This window comes from Methylibium rhizosphaerae (genome assembly GCF_006386545.1).
GTDB lineage: Bacteria > Pseudomonadota > Gammaproteobacteria > Burkholderiales > Burkholderiaceae_C > Pseudorivibacter > Pseudorivibacter rhizosphaerae.
In genome coordinates, this window is the sequence record NZ_SWAR01000034.1 from 25405 (window position 1) to 44666 (window position 19262).

The following is a 19262-nucleotide window of genomic DNA, read 5'->3' on the forward strand; positions in this document are numbered from 1 at the left end:
CCAGGGCAGCAGAAGCCAGGACGGTGTCGTGTGTGTTGCGCCAGTCGATGCTTGCCGCGGCGCGCATGATAGACAACGAGCGCCTTGCGACCAAGGCGACCTTTCAAGCGAGCCACGACGAAGTGCTGGCTTTGCGCCAGGTACTGTATGAAAATACAGCCCGGCATGACATCTTAGCCAGCCTGCTGCTCGTCCGGCAACCGTTGCGGACGCAGCAGACAAGTCCACCCGAGCCGCATGCAAAGCCGCCGCCTGATCGCCCACCTCGACATGGACGCCTTCTATGCGTCCGTCGAGTTGTTGCGCTATCCGGAGCTGCAGAACCAGCCCGTGGTCATCGGCGGCGGGCGACGGCACCAGCCTGAAGAGCTGGCCGACGGCACCCGTCGCTTCGCGCGCCTGCGCGACTACACCGGCCGCGGTGTCGTCACCACCGCCACCTATGCCGCGCGCGACTTCGGGGTGCACTCCGGCATGGGGCTCATGAAGGCAGCGCTGCGCGCACCCGATGCGGTGCTGCTGCCCACCGACTTCGACGCCTATCGCCGCTACTCGCGCCTGTTCAAGGCGGCCGTGGCAGAAGTTGCCCCCGTGATCGAAGACCGCGGCATCGACGAGATCTACATCGACCTCACCGACGTGCCGGGCGCGCAAGACACCGTGGGCCACGACCCGCTCGGCGGCGCGCGCGCGGTGGCGCAGGAGATCAAGAACAGCGTGCGGCGGGCCACCGGCCTCACCTGCTCGATCGGCATCACGCCCAACAAGCTGCTGTCGAAGATCGCCTCCGAGCTCGACAAGCCCGACGGCCTCACCGTGCTGGCCGCGGACGAACTCCCCACCCGCATCTGGCCCCTGCCGGTACGCCGCATCAACGGCATCGGCCCCAAGGCAGGCGCGCGGCTGCAGCAGCTGGGCATCACCACCGTCGGCGAGCTGGCGCGGTGCGAGCCCGCCTGGCTGGTCGAGCAGTTCGGCAAGAGCTACGGCATCTGGCTGCACCGCGCAGCGCGAGGCATCGACGACCGGCCGGTGGTCACGCACAGCGAGCCGGTGTCGATGAGCCACGAAACCACCTTCGAGCGCGACCTGCATGCAGTGCGTGACCGCGCCGCGCTGTCGTCCATCTTCACGCAGTTGTGCCAGCACCTGGCCGAAGACCTGCAGCGCAAGGGCTACGTGGGGCGCACCATCGGCATCAAGCTGCGGTACGACGACTTCAAGACCGTTACGCGCGACCACACCCTTGAGGTGTGGACCAGCGACTTCGCGGCCATTCGCCGGGCGGCGGGCGAGTGCCTCAAGCGCGTGCCGCTCGAAAAGCGGCTGCGGCTGCTGGGCGTGCGCATGGGCTCCCTGCTGAAGACAGCCGATGCGGCCGCAGCGCTCGAGGCCGCGCAGCGAAGCAAGCGCAAGAAGAAGGGTGCCTCGCCCGCTCTCGCCGACGACACGCCGCGTGCCGAGGAGCCGCAGGCGCCCTACACGCCCGGGTTGTTCATCTGAAGGCTGGCCGTCATGGGCGCCGGCCCAGGCCCCGCCGCCAGCCGCCCGAAACCACGAAGCGCGGAAAGGTCACGAACTGCTCGACCACGAAGCGCGAGAAGAAGTCGCCTGCCCCCAGAAAGGGCTCGGGCGCCTCAGGTTCGGTCTTGTGCCCCGCCGCCTGAGCGATGAAGGCTCCGAGCAACCCGCCCAGTCCCAGCAGCCACATCGACATGCCGCCCCACCCCAGTGCGGCAGCCGTCAGCGCTGCGGCGCCGCCCCAGAACAGAGGCACCGTCGCGATGTGCAGCCACAGGTTGATGCGGCTGCGGTGCTTGTTGCCGTAGTCGGCGTATTGCCAGCGGAGCAGGTCTTTGCGGATCGTCATGGCAGTGCTTCTCGAAGTGGGGGCATCGGACTTGACAGGCGCCAATCTAGGCCCTTATCTTTCCATTGTCAAGATAAAGCACTCCGAATGCCCCGCTCCACAGCAAAGGCCGCCCCCCGGCCCTACCACCATGGCGACCTCGCCGAGGCATTGCTGCAGGCCGCCGCAGACCTGCTCGCCGAGGCCGGCCCCGAGCGCTTCAGCCTGCGCGAATGCGCACGGCGCGCCGGCGTGTCGCACGCCGCCCCGGCCCACCACTTCGGCGACACGCGGGGCCTGCTCACGGCCTACGCTGCGCGCGGCTTCGAGGCGCTGGCCCAGCGCCTGCAAGCAGCAGCCAGGACGGTGGCTGACCCGGTGGCCCGGCTGCAGGCACAAGGCGAGGCGTATGTGGCGTTCGCGCTCGAGCACCCGGCGCGCTACCAGCTCATGTTCCGCAGTGGTCAGACCGACATGGACATGCCGCTGCTCAGCGATGCAGCCCAGGCCGCCTGGGCCGAGCTCGCCAATGCGGTGGCAGCCGCACGCGGCACCGAGCCCGCCCGGGACAGCAGCGACCCGCACGCCGCGCTTGCCTGGGCCGCGGTGCACGGTCTTGCCCTGCTGCTGATCGACGGCCGCATGGCGCCGGCCCGCGCTCGACCGGACGCCTGGCGGCGTATGACTCGCGACACGCTGGCCGCCCTGGCACCGGCCTGGCGCCCACCGGTTTGAGGGGTTGCCCCGGCCTCCTGCTGGCACGAAACCCGCTTGTAACGCTGCACCGACCTTCGTGTCCGCCCCATCCGTGTGAAACGCAACGATGCAGGCCCAGGTCGGTTGCAGGAGGCTTACATGACTGACAAGCAACGTCACCAACCGCGCGTTCGCCGCGTTCCCGCCGCGTCGCTGCCCAACTGGGTCATCGTTCTCATGGCTGCCAGCGTCGCGCTGGCGGCTGCAGTGGCGCGCCAGCTCGCCTGACGCGCCCCTCGCACACGAGCCACGGCCCCGAGCCGTGGCCTCGCGTGACGCACTTCACACACCGGCTGCATCCGGCCGGTGTCCTCCAGCGTAGCTACAGGCGTCCCCACCACGGAGCGCCTGTATGTCTTCAACGCGAACCGGCGGTCGCAGCCCTGCTGCCGCCCTACCCGCCTTCGCCGCTGCGGCCTGCGCAGTGCTTGCCGGCCCTGCCGCCCATGCCCAGGGCGGCAAGCTGCTGCTCACGCCATGGTCGAGCTGCCTGAAGGAGCCCGCGCCATGAAAGCCATTCGATCCGGCGCCGGCCTTCTGGCCATACTGGCCATGCTGGCCGCCGCCGGGGCCGCGCAGGCGGCCTCCCTGACGATCACGGTGCTCGACAAGGACGGCCAGCCGGCGCCCGACGTGGCCGTGCTGGTGCGCCCGCTCATCGCCTCGACCTTGAAGCCCGCGCTGCCGGCCAGCGTGGTGGTCGACCAGGAGAAGATGCAGTTCAAGCCCTTCCTCACCATCGTCGTGCCCGGGACGCCCCTGCGCTTCTCGAACCGCGACGGGTTCGACCATCACATCCGCGGCACGGCGCCCGCAGGTGCCCAGGACTTCGAGGTGCGCATCGCGCCGCAGGCCCAGAAGGCGCTGGAACCCGGCCTCGAGAAGACCGGGCGCTATGCGCTGGCCTGCCACCTGCACTCGTCGATGCGAGGCTATGTGCTGGTGAGCGACACGCCCTGGTTCGCGCGGACCGACGCCCAGGGGAAGGCCACGCTCGAGGGCCTGCCGGACGGGCCGGCCGACGTGGTGCCGTGGCACCCGGAGCAGTTCGCCGACCAGGCGGCACAACGCGTGACACTGGGCGGCGCTGCCACCACCTTGAACGGCCAGCTCAACTTCACGCCGCGCAAGCGCCGCGTCTACTGAGGGGCCTGCCCTCCTGCAGCAGCGCCGGGATCTCGCCGCGGCCGATACCCAGGTCGCACAGCTCCCGGTCGGTCATGCCACGCAGCAGCTCACGGTCCTGACGGCGGCGGCGCCAGCTCAGCAACAGGTCGATCAGCTTCATCTTGGCCTCCGTGGCGCAGGAGCGGTCGGTTTCGATGCCTGCATGGTGCGTCACGGCGTACCATCTGAGAAGTTGCATCTTCTGAACCATTCCATCAGGAAGCCTGATGAGATCGCTGAACCTGGACCAGCTGCGCACCCTGGTCGCCATCGCGGACCTCGGTTCGTTCTCGAACGCCGCGAGGACGCTGCACCTGTCGCAGCCCACGGTGAGCCTGCACATCAGCGAACTGGAGTCGCGGTTGGGCGCGCGGCTGCTCGACCGCTCGGATCGGCGCGTCAGGCCCACGGCCGCCGGCACCGCACTGGTGGAGCGTGCCCGAGCGCTGCTGCATGACGCGCAGGAAGCGGCCGACCTGGTGAAGCGCCATGCGCAGGGGCTGGTGGGGCGCGTGCGCCTGGGCGCCTCCACCGTCGTCGTCACCCACCTGCTGCCGGCCGCGCTCGACTGGCTGTCCCAGCACCACCCCGGCATCGACGTGGAGCTCGGCATCACCGGCTCGCTGCAGGCGGCGCAGCGGCTGCGTGAGGGCAGCCTGGACATCGGCATCGTTTCACTGCCGCTCGCCTCCGAGGTCGGGCTGGAGATCCGCCCCTGGCGCAGTGACCCGATGGCCGCCTACCTGCCGCCGCGCTGGGAAGCCCCGGCCACCGTCACGCCGCAATGGCTGGCCCAGCGCCCGCTGGTGCTCAACGACAGCAGCACCAACATGTCGCGCCTCACCGCCGCATGGTTCGCCAAGGCCGGCTATGCGCCCAAAGCCCGCATCGAGCTGAACTACGACGAGGTCATCAAGAAGCTGGTGATGGCGGGCTACGGTGCCTCGGTCCTGCCGCTGGAGCCCAGCGCCGATGCGGCCCAGCTGCAGGCGCAGGTGCAGATCCGGCCGCTGCGCCCGGCGCTGCGGCGCCGGCTCGGCGTGGCGCTGCGCCGCACCGCCGCCGCACGCGAACCGCCGCTGGAGATCGTGCTGGGCGTGCTGGAAAGCCTGCGCCAGCGCTGAGGCTGGCGCCCCGCAACGGCGCTGCTAGAGTGCCCCGCATGAGCCCTCTTCCGCCGCCTGCCGACCTGCGCCTGCCTTCGATCGACGGGCTGCGCGCCTTCGAAGCCGTCGCCAGGCTCGGCAGCTTCGAGCGCGCCGCTGACGAGCTGCATGTGAGCGCCAGCGCGGTGGGCAAGCGCCTGGCCACGCTCGAGGAACTGCTGGGCACGCCGCTGCTGGTGCGCAGCGGCAAGGTGCTGGCACTCACCGCCGAGGGCAAGGAATATCTCGCCTCGGTGAGCGCCGCGCTCGGCCTGCTCGCACAGGTGCCGCTGCACCGGCGCGCGGTGCAGCGGCAGCAGCGCCTGCGCATCACCACGCCTCCCACCTTCGCCCGCCAGGTGCTGGTGCCGCAACTGGCAGGCTTCACGCAGGTGCATCCGCATGTCGAGCTCGAGGTGATGCTGAGCATCCCCTTCGTGAGCGCCGCCTCGGGAGCCGAGACCGACATCGAGGTGCGCAATGGCGATGCGTCCGCCGATGATGGCACCGTGCTCATGCACGACGTGGTGCTGCCGGTGGCTGCGCCTTTGCTCCTCAGCCGGCTGCCGGCCATGCGCAGCCCTGCGGACCTGGAACACGCGCCGCTGCTGCGCACGCCGCTGGAGCCGTGGGTGCGGTGGTTCGAGGCCGCCGGTCTGGCGTGGCCGGAGCCGTCGCGCGGCCCCAAGCTGGTGGACCTGGGGCTCACGCTCGAGTCCGCGGTCAGCGGCCAGGGCGTGGCACTGGCGCGGCCCAGCCTGGCGCGCGACTGGCTGCTGAGCGGTGCGCTGGTGCCGTTGTTCGAGCCCGCCCAGCGGGTGCTGGCCACGCCGGTCAACCTGTATTTCCTGATGCCGTTCTCGGCCCAAGGGGCGGCGGCCGAATTTGCGGCCTGGCTGCAGCAGGCCTGCCACAGCGTCGCGCAGGCCGGGCTGGCGGCGATTTCCGGTGTCGCCGGAGAAAAATTCCGCGACGACTGAGTCGGCTTGCGCGAGCATCCAGCCGCGACCGATAGCTGAGCAAAAGCAAGAGCGAGACGAGACAACCCCCATGAGCGTCATCACCAACATCGAAGACCTGCGCGTGCTGGCCAGGAAGCGCGTGCCGCGCATGTTCTACGACTACGCCGACAGCGGCTCCTGGACCGAAAGCACCTACCGCGCGAACGAAAGCGACTTCCGCAAGATCCTGCTGCGCCAGAAGGTGGCGTGCAACATGGAAGGCCGCACCACGCAGACCACGCTCGTGGGCCAGGCCGCGGCCATGCCGGTGGCCATCGCGCCCACCGGCCTGACCGGCATGCAGCACGCCGACGGCGAGATCCTCGCGGCCCGGGCTGCCGAGAAGTTCGGCATCCCCTTCACGCTGTCGACCATGAGCATCTGCTCGATCGAGGACGTGGCCGCCCACACGACGGCGCCGTTCTGGTTCCAGCTCTACGTGATGCGCGACCGCGACTTCATCCTGCGCCTGATCGACCGCGCCAAGGCGGCGCGCTGCTCGGCGCTGATGCTCACGCTCGACCTGCAGATCCTGGGGCAGCGCCACAAGGACCTGAAGAACGGCCTGTCGGCGCCGCCGAAGCCGACACTGGTCAACATCCTCGACCTGATGACCAAGCCGCGCTGGTGCCTCGGCATGCTGGGCACGAAGCGCCGCAGCTTCGGCAACATCGTCGGCCATGCGCAAGGCGTGGGCGACCTCTCCTCGCTCAGCTCATGGACGGCCGAGCAGTTCGATCCGCGCCTGTCGTGGGCCGACGTGGAGTGGATCAAGAAGCGCTGGGACGGCAAGCTGATCCTCAAGGGGATCATGGACGTCGACGATGCCCGCCTCGCTGCCGACAGCGGCGCCGATGCGCTGATCGTGTCCAACCACGGGGGCCGGCAGCTCGACGGGGCGCCCTCCTCCATCGCGGCGCTGCCGGCCATCGTCGAAGCGGTGGGCCACCGCATCGAGGTCTGGATGGACGGCGGCATCCGCTCGGGGCAGGACGTGCTCAAGGCCGTTGCGCTCGGCGCGCGCGGCACGCTCATCGGCCGCAGCTTCCTCTACGGGCTGGGTGCCATGGGCGAAGCCGGCGTCACGAGATGCCTGGAGATCATCCAGAAGGAACTCGACCTCACGATGGCCTTCTGCGGCCACACCGACATCCGCAAGGTCGACAGGAGCATCCTGCTGCCGGGCACCTATCCGACGGCCTGAGTTCAGGCGAGCAGCAACGCCGCCAGCGCCACTGCGCCCGGCAGCGCCTGCACGAAGAGGATCTTGCGCGACGCCGTGGCCGCGCCGTACACGCCGGCCACGATCACGCAGCCCAGGAAGAACAGCATCACGCCGCGGCCGGCGGGCAGGCCGAGGATGAGGCCCCACACCAGGCCCGCGGCCAGGAAGCCGTTGTAGAGGCCCTGGTTGCCGGCCAGCGTCCTGGTCGCGCGGGCGAACTCCTCGGTCAGGCCGAAGGCGCGACGGCCCAGAGGCCGCTCCCACATCACCATCTCCAGCACCATGATGTAGACGTGCAGCAGCGCGACCAGCGCCACCAGCACACAGGCAACAAGCGTCATTGCAGAACCCCCCGGCCACGGCCATTTGAGAAACATTGTTGTTTCCGTCCGGTATGCTATCGTTTTTGAATCATGCCGGCAACCAGAGCCCCACGTTCATCTGCACCGCTGAAGCTGCCTCGCGGCGGGCGTCATCCGCTCACCCAGGAAGCGGTGGCCACCTCGCAACGCACCCGCATGCTGGGTGCCGTGGCGCAGGCGGTGGCACAGAAAGGCTATGCGGCGGCCACGGTGGCCGATGTCATCGCCATCGCCGGCGTTTCGCGCCGCACCTTCTACGAGCAGTTCCCCAACATCGAGGACTGCTTCATGGCCGCCTACGTCGAAGGCATGCAGAGCCTGCTCGGCGCCATCCGCGAGGCCATGCGCAATGTGCCCGAGGACGACTGGCGCGCCCGCACCCGCGTGGCGATCGAGGCCTACCTGCGGGCGCTGGCCAGCCAGCCGGACGCGGCCTGGGCCTTTTCGATCGAGGCGCTGGGCGCGGGCCGCCAGGGGCTGGACCAGCGCGCCTGGGTCCTGTCGCAATGGGTGGCGCAATGGCGTGCGCTCTGGGCGCTGCGCCAACGCAGCGAACCGGAGCTCGGGCCGATTGCCGACGAGCCGCTGCTGGGCCTGACCGGCGGCCTGGAAGAGATGGTGCGCGAATGCCTGCGCCGGCGCGGCGCCCGCCACCTGCCGCAGCTGGCACCCGCAGCCACCGAGCTCGCGCTGGCCGTGCTCGAAGGCCACAGCCGGCGTGCCGGGAAGCCTTGACGTCCGTCAACGCAAAAAAGCCAGGCTGCCCCGTTCGGGGGGTGCATTTCGCTGACTCCAAACTTACACTGCGCGTCAGGGCTGCCAAGGCAGTCCATGGGCGGCAGGAGAGCGTCATGACCCTCAACCAGCTTCGCGATCTCAAGCGTTGGCACGTGTCGCACCGGCGCGACCACCCGCTCGAATACCAGGTCTTCGACGGCGTGCTGACGCTGTGGCTGCTGGGCTGGGTGGGCCTGGCGCCCGCCCTGCTGCTGGACCAGGCGGCCCTGGTGCCGCTGTGCCTGCTGGGCTACCTGGCGCCGGAGTTCTACCGCTGGCTGCGGGTGCGCCTGCACCGCAGCGCCCGGCTGCGGTGTGACTGGCTGGGCGCCTTGTCCAGTTGAAGCGCGAGTGCGGCGCGCGGGCCGTCAGTGGCCGTGGCCGCCCGTGGCCACCAGCGTGATGGCCAGCAGGCCGGCGGCCAGCCACGCGATCTGCACCGCAGTCTCCTTGACGGACAGCCGCCGCTGCAGCTGCGGAATGAGGTCGGCCACCGCGACGTAGATGAAGCTGCTGGCGGCGATGACCAGCAGGTAGGGGAAAAGCGATTCCCACGGGCCCACGATGAAGTAGCCCAGCACACCGCCCAGCACGCCGGCCAGGCCTGACAGCGCGTTCCACACCAGCGCCTTGGCACGGGTGAAGCCGGCGTTGACAAGGACGATGTAGTCGCCCACCTCCTGCGGAATCTCGTGCGCGATGACCGCCACCGCGGTGGCCACGCCGAGGTGTACGTCGGTGAGGAAGGCGGCGGCGATGATCACGCCGTCGCAGAAGTTGTGGATGCTGTCGCCCAGCAGCACGCTCCAGCCGCCCCGGCCGGCCTGCTCGGCGTCGAAGCCGTGGTGGTGGTGATGGTGCGGGTCGTCGCCTTCGTGGTGGTGGCTGTGGCGGTAGAGCTCGGCCTTTTCCAGCAGGAAGAAGAACAGCAGCCCGGCCAGCAGCGTGACGAACAGGGCATGCGTGTCGGCCTTGCCGCTCTCGAACGCCTCAGGCAGCACGTTGAGCAGCGCGGTGCCCAGCAGCACGCCGGCCGACAGGCTGACCAGGTGCTGCACCAGCTTGCTGAGCACGGTGACCGTGAGGCTTGCCGCGATCACGACCGAAAGCACGCCGCCGGCGAACGTGGCCAGCACGATGTAGAGCAGGGTCATCGAAAGAGTCCCGGGCCAAAGAAAAAACCGCGCCTCTGTTGGTTGCCAGGAGGCACGGCTGCTGCACCGTCGATGTTATCAACCGTGTCAAGCGCGAGCTCCGCCGGCGGTTCGGACATGAAATGCACCGACAATCCGCGCATGGAATCCACGGTCGATCCGCTGCGCGCGGCCACCTCCCTCGAAGCCCCCTCGCGCTGGCCCGGCCTCCTGGCCGCCATCGACATGGGCTCCAACAGCTTTCGCCTCGAGATCGCCGAACTGCCCCGTGGCGGTCGCTACAAGCGCATCGACTACCTCAAGGAAACCGTGCGCCTGGGCGGCGGGCTCGACGAGAACGGCTTCCTCACTCCCGAGGCCGTGCGCCGCGGCCTCGCCTGCCTGGACCGCTTCGCGCAACGCCTGAAGGGCTTCGCACCGCACCAGGTGCGCGCAGTGGCCACCCAGACGCTGCGCGAGGCCAGGAACCGCGACGCCTTCCTGCTGCAGGCGCGCACGGTACTCGGCTACCCGATCGAGGTGATCTCCGGCCGCGAGGAGGCCCGTCTCATCTACGCAGGAGTGGCGCGGCTGCAGCCGTCCGACAAACCCCGCCTGGTGGTGGACATCGGCGGGCGTTCCACCGAGATGATCCTGGGCCACGGCCGGCATCCGACCCGCGCCGAATCCTTCCAGGTCGGCAGCGTGAGCCTGTCGCTCAAGTACTTCGGCGACGGCCGCTTCACCGAGGCCGCGTTCCGGTCGGCGCAGGTGGCGGCCGGCGCCGAACTCGAGGAAGCCCTCGAGTTGTTCGCCCGCGAGCACTGGACCGAGGCGCTCGGTTCGTCCGGCACCGTGGGTGCGGTGGCGCAGCTGCTGGTGACCAACGGCATCAGCAAGGACGGCAGCATCACGCCCGAGGGGTTGCGCTGGTGCATGGAGCAATGCCTCGCGGCCGGCCACCAGGACGACATCCTGCTGCCGGGCCTCAAGCCCGAGCGGCGTGCGGTGCTCGGCGGCGGGCTGTCCATCCTGTACACCCTCGCGGTCCACTTCGGCATCGACCATCTGCAGGCGACGCGCGGCGCCTTGCGGCAAGGCGTGATCTTCGACCTCGACGAACGCCTCGACGCAGCCCGCAGCGCCCGCCACAAGGACATGCGCGACGCGTCGGTGCGCGAGCTGCAGCGCCGTTTCGGTGTCGACGAAACCCAGGCCGAACGGGTGCAGGCGCTGGCCCTGCAGCTGTATGCCGACGCCTGGCCGGAGGCCGATCTCGAATCGGTGCGCGAGCTGGGCTGGGCCGCGGCGCTGCATGAGATCGGCATGATGGTGTCGCACCACGACCACCACCGGCACAGCGCCTACCTGCTGGCCCATGTGGATGCGCCCGGCTTTTCGCAGAGCCAGCAGCGTCGCCTGGGCGAGCTGGTGCTGGGTCAGCGCGGCGGACTGCGCAAGCTGGAGGCAGCATTCACCCAGGACGCGCTGGTCTGGCAAGTGATGTGCCTGCGCCTGGCCAGCATCCTGTGCCATGCGCGCAGCGATGTGCCGGCCGGCGTGGCAAGACTCGACCGCTCGAATCGCAGTGCGCTGCTGCGCCTGCAGGCCTCCTGGGCGGAGACCCACCCGCGCACCCTGCACCTGCTCAACGAGGAAGTCGAGACCTGGAGCCGCAGCGGCGCGTTGCGGCTTGCGCTGCAGGCGCGCTGAGCGCAAACCCTGTAGGCAGATGCCGACGACTGCGCGGGCATTGCGCCTGTAGCGGCGCCATGAAGCGCGCGCGAATCTTGTGTGGCAGCGAATGCTGCCCCCAACACCCACAGGAGTCGCACATGGCCCAGAGCAAGAACCCCGCGTCGCAGGACGCCATCGCCCTGCTGAAGGCCGACCACGCGCAGGTCGACAAGCTGTTCAAGCAGTACGACAAGCTGGCCGAAGAAGGCAGCGCCGAAGAGAAGAGCGCACTGGCGCAGCAGATCTGCACCGAGCTCACGGTGCATGCGCAGATCGAGGAAGAGATCTTCTACACCGCCGCTCGCGAGGCGATGGACGATCAGGACCTGCTCGACGAGGCCGAGGTCGAGCACGCCAGCGCCAAGGAGCTCATCGCGCAGATCTCGAGCATGCAGCCCGACGAGCCGCTGTACGACGCCAAGGTGAAGGTGCTTGGCGAATACGTGCGGCACCACGTGAAGGAAGAGCAGGACGAGCTGTTCCCGAAGGTGAAGAAGACCGACCTCGATCTCGACGCCCTGGGCGAGCAGCTGGCCGAACGCAAGCAGCAGCTGATGGGCGAGTACGGCGAGATGCTGGAAGGCGATGCCGCCCTGGCCTCGCGGCAGCAGAAGGTGGCGGGAAGCAGCGTCCGGCGCGCCGCCTCGCAGTCACGCCACTGAGCGGCGCGCTTGCCTGCTACAGCAGGTCCGGTCCCTGTACGGCCTGCAGCACGACCTGCGGCGCGTCACCGCGCAGGCGGTGACGCAGCCACCAGACGGCGCTCTTCTTGATGGGCCAGTAGATCTCGCTGCCCGTCATCACCCGGCCCGCGGTCAGCCCGAGGGTCGGCTGGTGGCCCACCACGAGCACCGGCTCGGTCGCGTCGGGCCAGCGCACCGCCTTCAGCAGCGCCTCCACGCCGCCGTCGGGCGCCAGCGCGGCAACGGTCTTGAAGGGCCGCTCCAGCGCCTGCGCAGTCTGCTGCGCGCGCAGCGCCGGGCTCACCAGGATGCGGGTCGATTCGGCCAGGCGCTGGTTCAGCCATTCGGCCATGCGCTGGGCCTGGCGCTCGCCCTTGGTGGTTAGTGCACGCTCCAGGTCGTTCTGCCCTTCGCGGATCACGTGGGCTTCTGCATGGCGCCACAGGATCAGATCCACGACCGGGCTCCTTCTTCCTTCAGCGGCTGAAGCGCGTCATCAACGCATGCTGGGCGCTCACTCCTTGTGTGCCCACACGCAGGTAGCTGCCGTCGGACTGCTGCAGCCAGGCGTCGCGGCCGTCGTGCAGATAGGGCACGAGGCATTCGTCGATGACCCGCTGCCGCAACGCCGCATCGCGCACCGGCCACGCGATCTCGATGCGGCGGAACATGTTGCGGCTCATCCAGTCGGCGCTCGACAGGTACAGCGCTTCGTCGTCCTCGCCGGCACCCCAGCGGAAGTACATGATGCGCGAATGCTCGAGGAAGCGGCCGATCACCGAGCGCACCCGCACACGCTCCGTGAGACCCTTCACCGAAGGCGGCAGCATGCAGGCCCCGCGCACGATGAGGTCGACGTTGGCGCCGGCCTGTGCCGCCGCCACCAGCGCCTTGATGAGCACCTCGTCGGTCAGCGCATTCAGCTTGGCCACTATCCGTGCCGGCTTGCCGGCATTGGCCGCCTGCTCCACCCGTTCGATGAGAGTGCACATCTGGCGGTGCAGGCTGAACGGCGCCAGCAGCAGCTGCCGCGGCGCCCGGTGCCTGGTGAGGCTGGCCAGCTGCTGGAACACCGTGTCGGCATCGGCCGTGAGCTCGGGATCGGCGCTGAGGTAGCCCACGTCGGTATAGAACAGCGCCGTCTTGGGGTTGTAGTTGCCGGTGGACAGGTGCACGTACCGGCGCAGGCGGCCTTCTTCGCGCCGCGTGATGAGCAGCAGCTTGGCATGCGTCTTCAGGCCGACGATGCCGTACACCACCTGTGCGCCCACCGCTTCGAGCCGCTCGGCCCAGTTGATGTTGGCCTCTTCGTCGAAGCGCGCCTTCAGCTCCACCACCGCCATGACTTCCTTGCCGCGGCGGGCGGCCTCGAGCAGCAGGTCCATCAGCACCGACTCGCTGCCGGTGCGGTAGATGGTCTGCTTGATGGCCAGCACCTCGGGGTCGGCCACCGCTTCACGCAGCAGCTGCACCACGGGGTCGAAGCTTTCGAACGGGTGGTGCAGCAGCACATCGCCGCGGCGCAGCCGCTCGAACATCGACATGCCCTCCCGCGGCAGGCTCTGCGGCCAGGCCGGCTCGTACGGCGTGAAGCGCAGCTGCGGCGCCTCGGCCTGGTCGATCAGCTGGTTGAGCCGCACCAGGTTGACCGGCCCGTTCACGCGGTACAAGGCCGCCTGCGGCAAGCCGAACTGCTGCAGCAGGAACTCGCTCAGCTCGCTCGGGCAGGTGTTCACCACTTCCAGGCGGATGGCCTGGCCGAAATGCCGGGTCGACAACGACGAGCGCAGCGCCTGGCGAAGGTTGGTCACGTCCTCTTCGTCGACGTCGAGGTCGGAGTCGCGCGTGACGCGGAACTGCGAAAAGGCTTCGACGCTGCGGCCGGGAAACAGCTCTTCGAGGTGGGCGCGGATCACACTGGACAGCAGCACGAAGGCCTGCGTGCCGGGCTCCACCAGCTTTTCGGGCAGGCGGATCACGCGCGGCAGCACGCGCGGAACCTTCACGATGGCGATCGAGTTGTCGCGCCCGAACGCGTCTCGCCCGCCCAGCTTGGCGATGAAGTTCAGCGACTTGTTGGCCACCAGCGGAAACGGATGAGCAGGATCGAGCCCCACCGGCACCAGCAACGGGCGCACCTGCTTCTGGAAGAACTGGTCGACCCAGCGGCGTTGGGCTTCGTCGCGTTCGGCATGGTTGACGATGCAGATGCCCTCGCGCTTGAGCGCCGGCATCACCTCGTCGTTGAAGGTGGCGTACTGGTCGTCGATGAGCTGGTGGGCCGCGGCGGCCACTTCAGCCAGCTCACGGGTCGTGATGGCCGAAGTGGGCAGGCGCGAGGCCTCCAGGTAGTCGGCAAACCGAACCTCGAAGAACTCGTCGAGGTTGGACGACACGATGCAGATGTAGCGCAGCCGCTCCAGCAACGGCACGTCTTCGCGACGAGCCTGCGCGAGCACCCGGCGGTTGAATTCCAGGATCGCCCGCTCACGGTTGAGCAAGGTCAGGCCGGTCGTCGCCGGTGCTTTCACTTCGGCATCCATGAATTCAGTTTATGACGGTTCGGCGACAGATTCGTGACAGCGCTCGGGTGCCTGCAATAGCCGCCGGGTTGGCACCAGATGGCCCAGGAACTGCTCACAGACGCTGCTCCAGTCGAAACACTCGGCCCTGGCTCGTGCCCGGTCCCGAGGGACTTCCAGCGCCTTGAGCGAGGCGACGCGGAGGTCGTCGTGGAGCACGCCGCCGTCGCTCCTGCCCACCACGTCGAGCGGCCCGTCGACGGGGAACGCGGCCACCGGGGTGCCGCAGGCCATGGCTTCCAGCATCACGAGGCCGAAGGTCTCGGAGTGGCTGGGGAAGGTGAAGACGTCGGCGGCGCTGTAGATGGACGGCAGCTCGGCGCGCGGCACCACCCCCCGCCACACCACCTGGGGAAACCTGCGCTGCAGGTCGGGCAGCAGCGGCCCGACGCCGTACACCACCTTGCTGCCGGGCAGGTCGAGCTGCAGGAAGGCCTCGAGGTTCTTTTCGTAGGACACACGGCCCACGTACAGGAACACCGGGCGAGGCAGGCCCAGGTCGGCCCCCGGGACGGGCTGGAACAGGCCCAGGTCCACCCCGTGAGACCAGGCCCGAAGCCGGGAGAACCGCTGGGCCTGAAGCTGCCTCAGCATGCCGTCGGTCGGCACCATGACACCCGACGACGGCGCATGGAAACGCCGGAACCAGGCATAGCCCCACGACTCCGGAATGTGCAGCGCCTTCGACAGGATGTACGGAAAGCGGGTGTGGAAGGCGGTCGTGAAGGCCAGTCCCTGCTTCAGGCAGAAGCTGCGCGCCGCGCCGCCCAGCGGACCTTCGGTGGCGATGTGGATCGCCTCGGGCGCAAAGGCGGTCAGGCGGCGGGCGACTTCACGCCCCGGCCGCCAGGCCAGCTCGATCTCCCGGTAGCCGGGGCACGGGAAGCGGCGGAAGCCGGACGGCTCGATCACCTCGACCTCGTGGCCGCGCTGCTGCAGGCCGCCGACCAGTTCGACCAGGGTGGTCACGACACCGTTGACCTGCGGTTTCCAGGCATCGGTGACCAGCGCGATCTTCATCGGGAATGCTCCGCCATCGCCGCCAGCCGTTGCGGCGCCGGCTCCTCTTCGAGGCCGGCCTTGCGGCGCCGCGCGGCCGAAGCACGGTCGCTCCAGTCGAGGATCTCCAGCCGGCCGTCCTGGTGCTCCACCAGCGCGGTGAGGCTTTCGACCCAGTCACCGTCGTTGGCGTAGAGCACGCCGTCGATGTCGCGCAGTTCGGCATGGTGGATGTGGCCGCACACCACCCCCTGCACGCCGCGCTTGCGCGCCTCGCGTGCGACCGCCATCTCGAAGTCGCCGATGAAGCTGACCGCACGCTTGACCTTGAGCTTCAGGTATTTCGACAGCGACCAGTACGGCAGCCCGAGCCGGGCGCGCAGCGAATTGAAGTGCCGATTGAGCTTGAGGGTGAACTCGTACAGCGAGTCGCCCACATAGGCCAGCCACTTGGCGCACTGGATCACGCCGTCGAACAGGTCGCCGTGGGTGATCCACAGCTTGCGGCCGTCGGCCGTCTCGTGGATCCAGTCCTCGGCCACCTCGATGCCGCCGAAGTTGTGGTCGAGGTACTTGCGCGCGAACTCGTCGTGGTTGCCGGGGATGAACACCACCCGCGTGCCCTTGCGGGCCTTGCGCAGCAGCTTCTGCACCACGTCGTTGTGGGCCTGCGGCCAGTACCAGCTGCGGCGCAGCTGCCAGCCGTCGATGATGTCGCCCACCAGGAAGAGGTGTTCGCTCTCGACATGCTTCAGGAAGTCGAGCAGCGCATGCGCCTGGCAGCCGGGCGTGCCGAGGTGCACGTCGGAGATCCACACGCTGCGATAGCGTTGGCCTCCGGACTCGGGCCTGTCGTCGGACGCCGCCTCGTCAGTGACCGGCCACGCCACGCCGGGAGCCTGCAGAGCTGCCGCGCCGTGGCCGGCCCAGCCGCTCCATGCCCGCTTCACGATCGAAGGAGTCCATCGCATGGACCCGCATCGTTGCGCTGCAGCATGACGCCGCAGCGTCCGGCGGATGAAGCTTTGGTGACAGGCCCTCAGTGCGCCTCGTCCCAGTTCGGACCGAACCCGATCTCGGCCACCAGCGGCACATTCAGCTGCGCCACCGAAGCCATCACCTTGGGCACCTCGGTCCTGATCCAGTCGATCTCGGACTCCGGCACCTCGAACACCAGTTCGTCGTGCACCTGCATCACGATCAGCGACTGCCTGCCCGCGGCGTCGAGCGCCTCCTGCACCGCGATCATCGCGAGCTTGATGAGGTCGGCCGCCGTGCCCTGCATCGGCGCGTTGATCGCCTGCCGCTCGGCGCCGCTGCGGCGCGGGCCGTTGGGGCTGTTGATCTCGGGCAGGTAGATGCGCCGGCCGAACAGCGTCTCGACATAGCCCTTGTCCTTGGCCGCAACGCGGGTCTCGTCCATGTAGCGCTTCACGCCGGCGAAGCGCGCGAAGTAGCGCTCGATGTAGTCGCGGGCCGCCTTGGTCTCGATGCCCAGGCTCGAGGCCAGCCCGAAGGCGCCCATGCCGTAGATCAGGCCGAAGTTGATGGTCTTCGCATAGCGCCGCTGCTCGGCGCTCACCTCGTCGGGAGGCGTGCCGAACACTTCGCTCGCGGTGGCGCGGTGAACGTCCATGCCTTCGCTGAAGGCGCGCAGCAGGCCGGGATCCCCGGAGATGTGCGCCATGATGCGCAGCTCGATCTGGGAATAGTCGGCCGATGCGATCACGCGGCCCGGCGGCGCGATGAAGGCTTCACGCACGCGCCGGCCCTCCGGCGTGCGGATCGGGATGTTCTGCAGGTTGGGGTCGTTGCTCGAGAGGCGCCCCGTCACCGCCACCGCCTGGCCGTAGCTGGTGTGCACGCGCCCGGTCTGGGGGTTCACCATCAGCGGCAGCTTGTCGGTGTAGGTGCCCTTCAGCTTCGACAGGCTGCGGTGCTCGAGGATCTTGGCCGGCAGCGGAAAGTCCGCCGCCAGCTTCTCGAGCACCTCTTCGTCGGTGGAAGGCGTGCCGCTGGCCGTCTTCTTGACCACCGGCAGCTGCAGCTTGCCGAACAGGATCTCGCCGATCTGCTTGGGGCTGCCCAGGTTGAAGGGCTGGCCCGCCAGCTCGTGCGCCTCGCGCTCGAGGGCCATCATCCGCTGCGCCAGCTCCTGGCTCTGCCGCTGCAGCAGCGCGGCATCGATCAGCACGCCATTGCGCTCGATGCGCAGCAGCCGTTCCGAGATCGGCATCTCGATCTGCTCGTACACGTACCGCAGGCCGGCCTGCGCCTCGAGCTGAGGCCACAGCGCACGGTGCACGTCCAGCGTCATGTCGCTGTCCTCGCCGGAATACTGCGTGGCGCATTCCACCGTGACCTGCGCGAACGGGATCTGGTTGACGCCCTTGCCGCACACCTCTTCGTAGCTCAGGCCGCTGCGGCCCACATGGCGCTGCGCCAGGCTCTCGAGGCCGTGCGGCCGGTGGGCCTCGAGCACGTAGCTCTGCAGCATGGTGTCGTGCCTGTAGCCGCGCACGGTGATGCCGTGGTTGGCGAACACGTGCGCGTCGTACTTGATGTGCTGGCCCACCTTGTGGCGGGAGGCGTCCTCGAGCCACGGCTTGAGCCGGGCCAGCACGTCGTCCAGCGGCAGTTGCGCCGGCGCATCCGGGTAGGTGTGCGCGAGCGGGATGTAGCAGCCGGTACCGGTCTGCGTGCTGAACGACAGCCCGATGATGCGGGCGCGCATCGGGTCGAGCGAATCGGTTTCGGTGTCCAGCGCCACCAGCTCCGCCGCCTGCAGCTTTTCGAGCCAGGCGTCGAACGCTTCCTGCGTGAGCACCGTGTCGTAGTGCTTGTTCGCGATCGCCGGCGGCACATGGGTGGGCGCATCGTCGAACAGCGACTCCTGGGCCGGCCGGTTCGGCGCGGGCGCAGCGGCGGCAGGCGCGGGCGAGGAAGCGCCTCCGAGCGCGTCCTCCATCTCCTTCTTCCAGGTGCGAAAACCGTACTGCGTGTAGAAGTCCAGCAGCGCCGGGCGGTCGGCCTCGCGCCAGCCCAGGTCGTCGAGCTTGGGGAAACCGGGAATGTGCTCGGCCATGTCGCAGTCCGACTTGATGGTCACCAGCCTGCGCGTAGTGGGCAGCCAGTCGAGCGCGCGCCGCAGGTTCTCTCCCACCGCTCCCTTCACGCCGGCCGCCGCGGCCATCACGCCTTCGAGCGAGCCGTGTTCGGTGAGCAGCTTCACCGCCGTCTTGGGGCCGACCTTGTCCACCCCCGGCACGTTGTCGACCGCATCGCCCACCAGCGTGAGGTAGTCGACGATGCGCTCCGGCGGCACGCCGAACTTCTCCTTCACGCCGTTGATGTCGAGCGACTCGTTGCTCATCGTGTTGATGAGCACCACCTGCTCGTTCACCAGCTGCGCCATGTCCTTGTCGCCGGTGGAGATGATGACCCGCTGGCCGGCCGCCGAGGCCAGGCATGACAGCGTGCCGATGACGTCGTCCGCCTCGATGCCCGGCACCTCGAGCACCGGCCAGCCGAGCAGGCGCACCACCTTGTGGATCGGCTCGATCTGCTGCGCGAGCGCCTCCGGCATGGGGGCCCGATTCGCCTTGTATTCGGGGTACCAGTCGTCGCGGAATGTCTTGCCCTTGGCATCGAACACGCAAGCCGCATGCTGGGCCGGGAACTGCTCGCGCAGCTTGCGCAGCATGTTGATGATCCCGTAGATGGCACCGGTGGGCTCGTTGGCCGCGTTGCGCAGGTCAGGCATCGCATGGAAGGCCCGGTACAGGTAGCTGGAACCATCCACCAGCAGCAGGGTCGATTCAGCAGGAGTATTCATCCGCCGGATTG

At 68.8% G+C, this 19262-nt stretch carries 21 protein-coding genes; 12 read left to right on the plus strand and 9 right to left on the minus strand.

All coding sequences use genetic code 11. The features are described 5' to 3' along the window. Window positions 1–237 precede the first annotated feature (237 nt). Entirely contained in the window at window positions 238–1503 is a 1266-nt protein-coding gene (gene dinB, locus E8D38_RS20985; protein ID WP_140635222.1) for a DNA polymerase IV, read from the plus strand. Between the two features lie 10 nt (window positions 1504–1513). On the opposite strand, the gene E8D38_RS20990 is transcribed toward dinB, so the two are convergent. After that, window positions 1514–1870, minus strand: coding sequence for a terminase (locus E8D38_RS20990; RefSeq protein ID WP_140635224.1), 357 nt, complete (start codon window positions 1868–1870; stop codon window positions 1514–1516). Between the two features lie 87 nt (window positions 1871–1957). Here E8D38_RS20990 and E8D38_RS20995 point away from each other — a divergent pair, with 87 nt between their 5' ends. The 4 genes from E8D38_RS20995 to E8D38_RS21000 all read left to right on the plus strand — a co-directional run bounded on the left by E8D38_RS20995 (window position 1958) and on the right by E8D38_RS21000 (window position 3751). Then, the gene (locus E8D38_RS20995; protein WP_140635226.1) at window positions 1958–2584 is read left to right on the plus strand and encodes a TetR/AcrR family transcriptional regulator; all 627 of its coding nucleotides are present in this window, start codon (window positions 1958–1960) and stop codon (window positions 2582–2584) included. A 120-nt stretch (window positions 2585–2704) separates the two neighbouring features. Next, window positions 2705–2833: a hypothetical protein gene (locus E8D38_RS29375; protein WP_281286143.1), complete on the plus strand. Its 129-nt coding sequence runs from the start codon at window positions 2705–2707 to the stop codon at window positions 2831–2833. A gap of 124 nt (window positions 2834–2957) precedes the next feature. Continuing rightward, window positions 2958–3116 carry a hypothetical protein gene (locus tag E8D38_RS28400; protein ID WP_181179317.1) on the plus strand — a complete coding sequence of 53 codons (159 nt, stop codon included), beginning with the start codon at window positions 2958–2960 and terminating at the stop codon, window positions 3114–3116. Further along, window positions 3113–3751 carry a cupredoxin domain-containing protein gene (locus tag E8D38_RS21000; RefSeq protein ID WP_140635228.1) on the plus strand — a complete coding sequence of 213 codons (639 nt, stop codon included), beginning with the start codon at window positions 3113–3115 and terminating at the stop codon, window positions 3749–3751. Before E8D38_RS28400 ends, E8D38_RS21000 begins: the two co-directional genes overlap by 4 nt. Here E8D38_RS21000 and E8D38_RS21005 read toward each other — a convergent pair. Continuing rightward, window positions 3723–3893, minus strand: a complete 171-nt coding sequence (locus tag E8D38_RS21005; RefSeq protein ID WP_140635230.1) for a DUF1127 domain-containing protein — start codon at window positions 3891–3893, stop codon at window positions 3723–3725. The genes E8D38_RS21000 and E8D38_RS21005 overlap by 29 nt on opposite strands. 106 nt (window positions 3894–3999) lie before the next feature. On the opposite strand from E8D38_RS21005, the gene E8D38_RS21010 reads away from it, so the two are divergent. The 3 genes from E8D38_RS21010 to E8D38_RS21020 all read left to right on the plus strand — a co-directional run bounded on the left by E8D38_RS21010 (window position 4000) and on the right by E8D38_RS21020 (window position 7122). Continuing rightward, entirely contained in the window at window positions 4000–4896 is an 897-nt protein-coding gene (locus E8D38_RS21010; RefSeq protein ID WP_140635232.1) for a LysR family transcriptional regulator, read from the plus strand. Between the two features lie 38 nt (window positions 4897–4934). Beyond that, entirely contained in the window at window positions 4935–5897 is a 963-nt protein-coding gene (locus E8D38_RS21015) for a LysR family transcriptional regulator (RefSeq protein ID WP_140635234.1), read from the plus strand. A 70-nt stretch (window positions 5898–5967) separates the two neighbouring features. Next, window positions 5968–7122 carry an alpha-hydroxy acid oxidase gene (locus E8D38_RS21020; RefSeq protein WP_140635236.1) on the plus strand — a complete coding sequence of 385 codons (1155 nt, stop codon included), beginning with the start codon at window positions 5968–5970 and terminating at the stop codon, window positions 7120–7122. Window positions 7123–7124: 2 nt separating this feature from the next. Here E8D38_RS21020 and E8D38_RS21025 read toward each other — a convergent pair whose 3' ends face one another. Beyond that, a complete protein-coding gene (locus E8D38_RS21025) occupies window positions 7125–7484 on the minus strand; it encodes a DUF1304 domain-containing protein (RefSeq protein WP_140635238.1) in 360 nt (119 codons plus the stop codon). A gap of 72 nt (window positions 7485–7556) precedes the next feature. Here E8D38_RS21025 and E8D38_RS21030 point away from each other — a divergent pair, with 72 nt between their 5' ends. Together E8D38_RS21030 and E8D38_RS21035 are read left to right on the plus strand one after the other, a co-directional pair. After that, the gene (locus E8D38_RS21030; protein ID WP_140635240.1) at window positions 7557–8240 is read left to right on the plus strand and encodes a TetR/AcrR family transcriptional regulator; all 684 of its coding nucleotides are present in this window, start codon (window positions 7557–7559) and stop codon (window positions 8238–8240) included. Window positions 8241–8356: 116 nt separating this feature from the next. Continuing rightward, a complete protein-coding gene (locus E8D38_RS21035; RefSeq protein WP_140635242.1) occupies window positions 8357–8626 on the plus strand; it encodes a hypothetical protein in 270 nt (89 codons plus the stop codon). A 24-nt stretch (window positions 8627–8650) separates the two neighbouring features. On the opposite strand, the gene E8D38_RS21040 is transcribed toward E8D38_RS21035, so the two are convergent. Continuing rightward, window positions 8651–9436 carry a ZIP family metal transporter gene (locus E8D38_RS21040; RefSeq protein ID WP_140635244.1) on the minus strand — a complete coding sequence of 262 codons (786 nt, stop codon included), beginning with the start codon at window positions 9434–9436 and terminating at the stop codon, window positions 8651–8653. A 225-nt stretch (window positions 9437–9661) separates the two neighbouring features. Here E8D38_RS21040 and E8D38_RS21045 point away from each other — a divergent pair, with 225 nt between their 5' ends. Beyond that, entirely contained in the window at window positions 9662–11128 is a 1467-nt protein-coding gene (locus E8D38_RS21045; protein ID WP_246099596.1) for a Ppx/GppA phosphatase family protein, read from the plus strand. 122 nt (window positions 11129–11250) lie between these two features. Next, entirely contained in the window at window positions 11251–11814 is a 564-nt protein-coding gene (locus E8D38_RS21050) for a hemerythrin domain-containing protein (protein ID WP_140635249.1), read from the plus strand. A 16-nt stretch (window positions 11815–11830) separates the two neighbouring features. Here the strand turns inward: E8D38_RS21050 and sixA are convergent, their stop codons facing one another. The 5 genes from sixA to polA all read right to left on the minus strand — a co-directional run bounded on the left by sixA (window position 11831) and on the right by polA (window position 19251). Then, on the minus strand, window positions 11831–12292 hold the full coding sequence (gene sixA / locus E8D38_RS21055; RefSeq protein WP_140635251.1) for a phosphohistidine phosphatase SixA: 462 nt from the start codon (window positions 12290–12292) through the stop codon (window positions 11831–11833). Between the two features lie 19 nt (window positions 12293–12311). Then, window positions 12312–14366: a polyphosphate kinase 1 gene (ppk1, locus tag E8D38_RS21060; protein WP_425462803.1), complete on the minus strand. Its 2055-nt coding sequence runs from the start codon at window positions 14364–14366 to the stop codon at window positions 12312–12314. Between the two features lie 21 nt (window positions 14367–14387). After that, window positions 14388–15437 carry a glycosyltransferase family 4 protein gene (locus E8D38_RS21065; RefSeq protein WP_140635255.1) on the minus strand — a complete coding sequence of 350 codons (1050 nt, stop codon included), beginning with the start codon at window positions 15435–15437 and terminating at the stop codon, window positions 14388–14390. After that, complete coding sequence (locus tag E8D38_RS21070) at window positions 15434–16387, minus strand: UDP-2,3-diacylglucosamine diphosphatase (protein WP_246099594.1); 954 nt, start codon at window positions 16385–16387, stop codon at window positions 15434–15436. Before E8D38_RS21070 ends, E8D38_RS21065 begins: the two co-directional genes overlap by 4 nt. A gap of 68 nt (window positions 16388–16455) precedes the next feature. Then, entirely contained in the window at window positions 16456–19251 is a 2796-nt protein-coding gene (polA, locus tag E8D38_RS21075; RefSeq protein WP_140635257.1) for a DNA polymerase I, read from the minus strand. Window positions 19252–19262 lie beyond the last annotated feature (11 nt).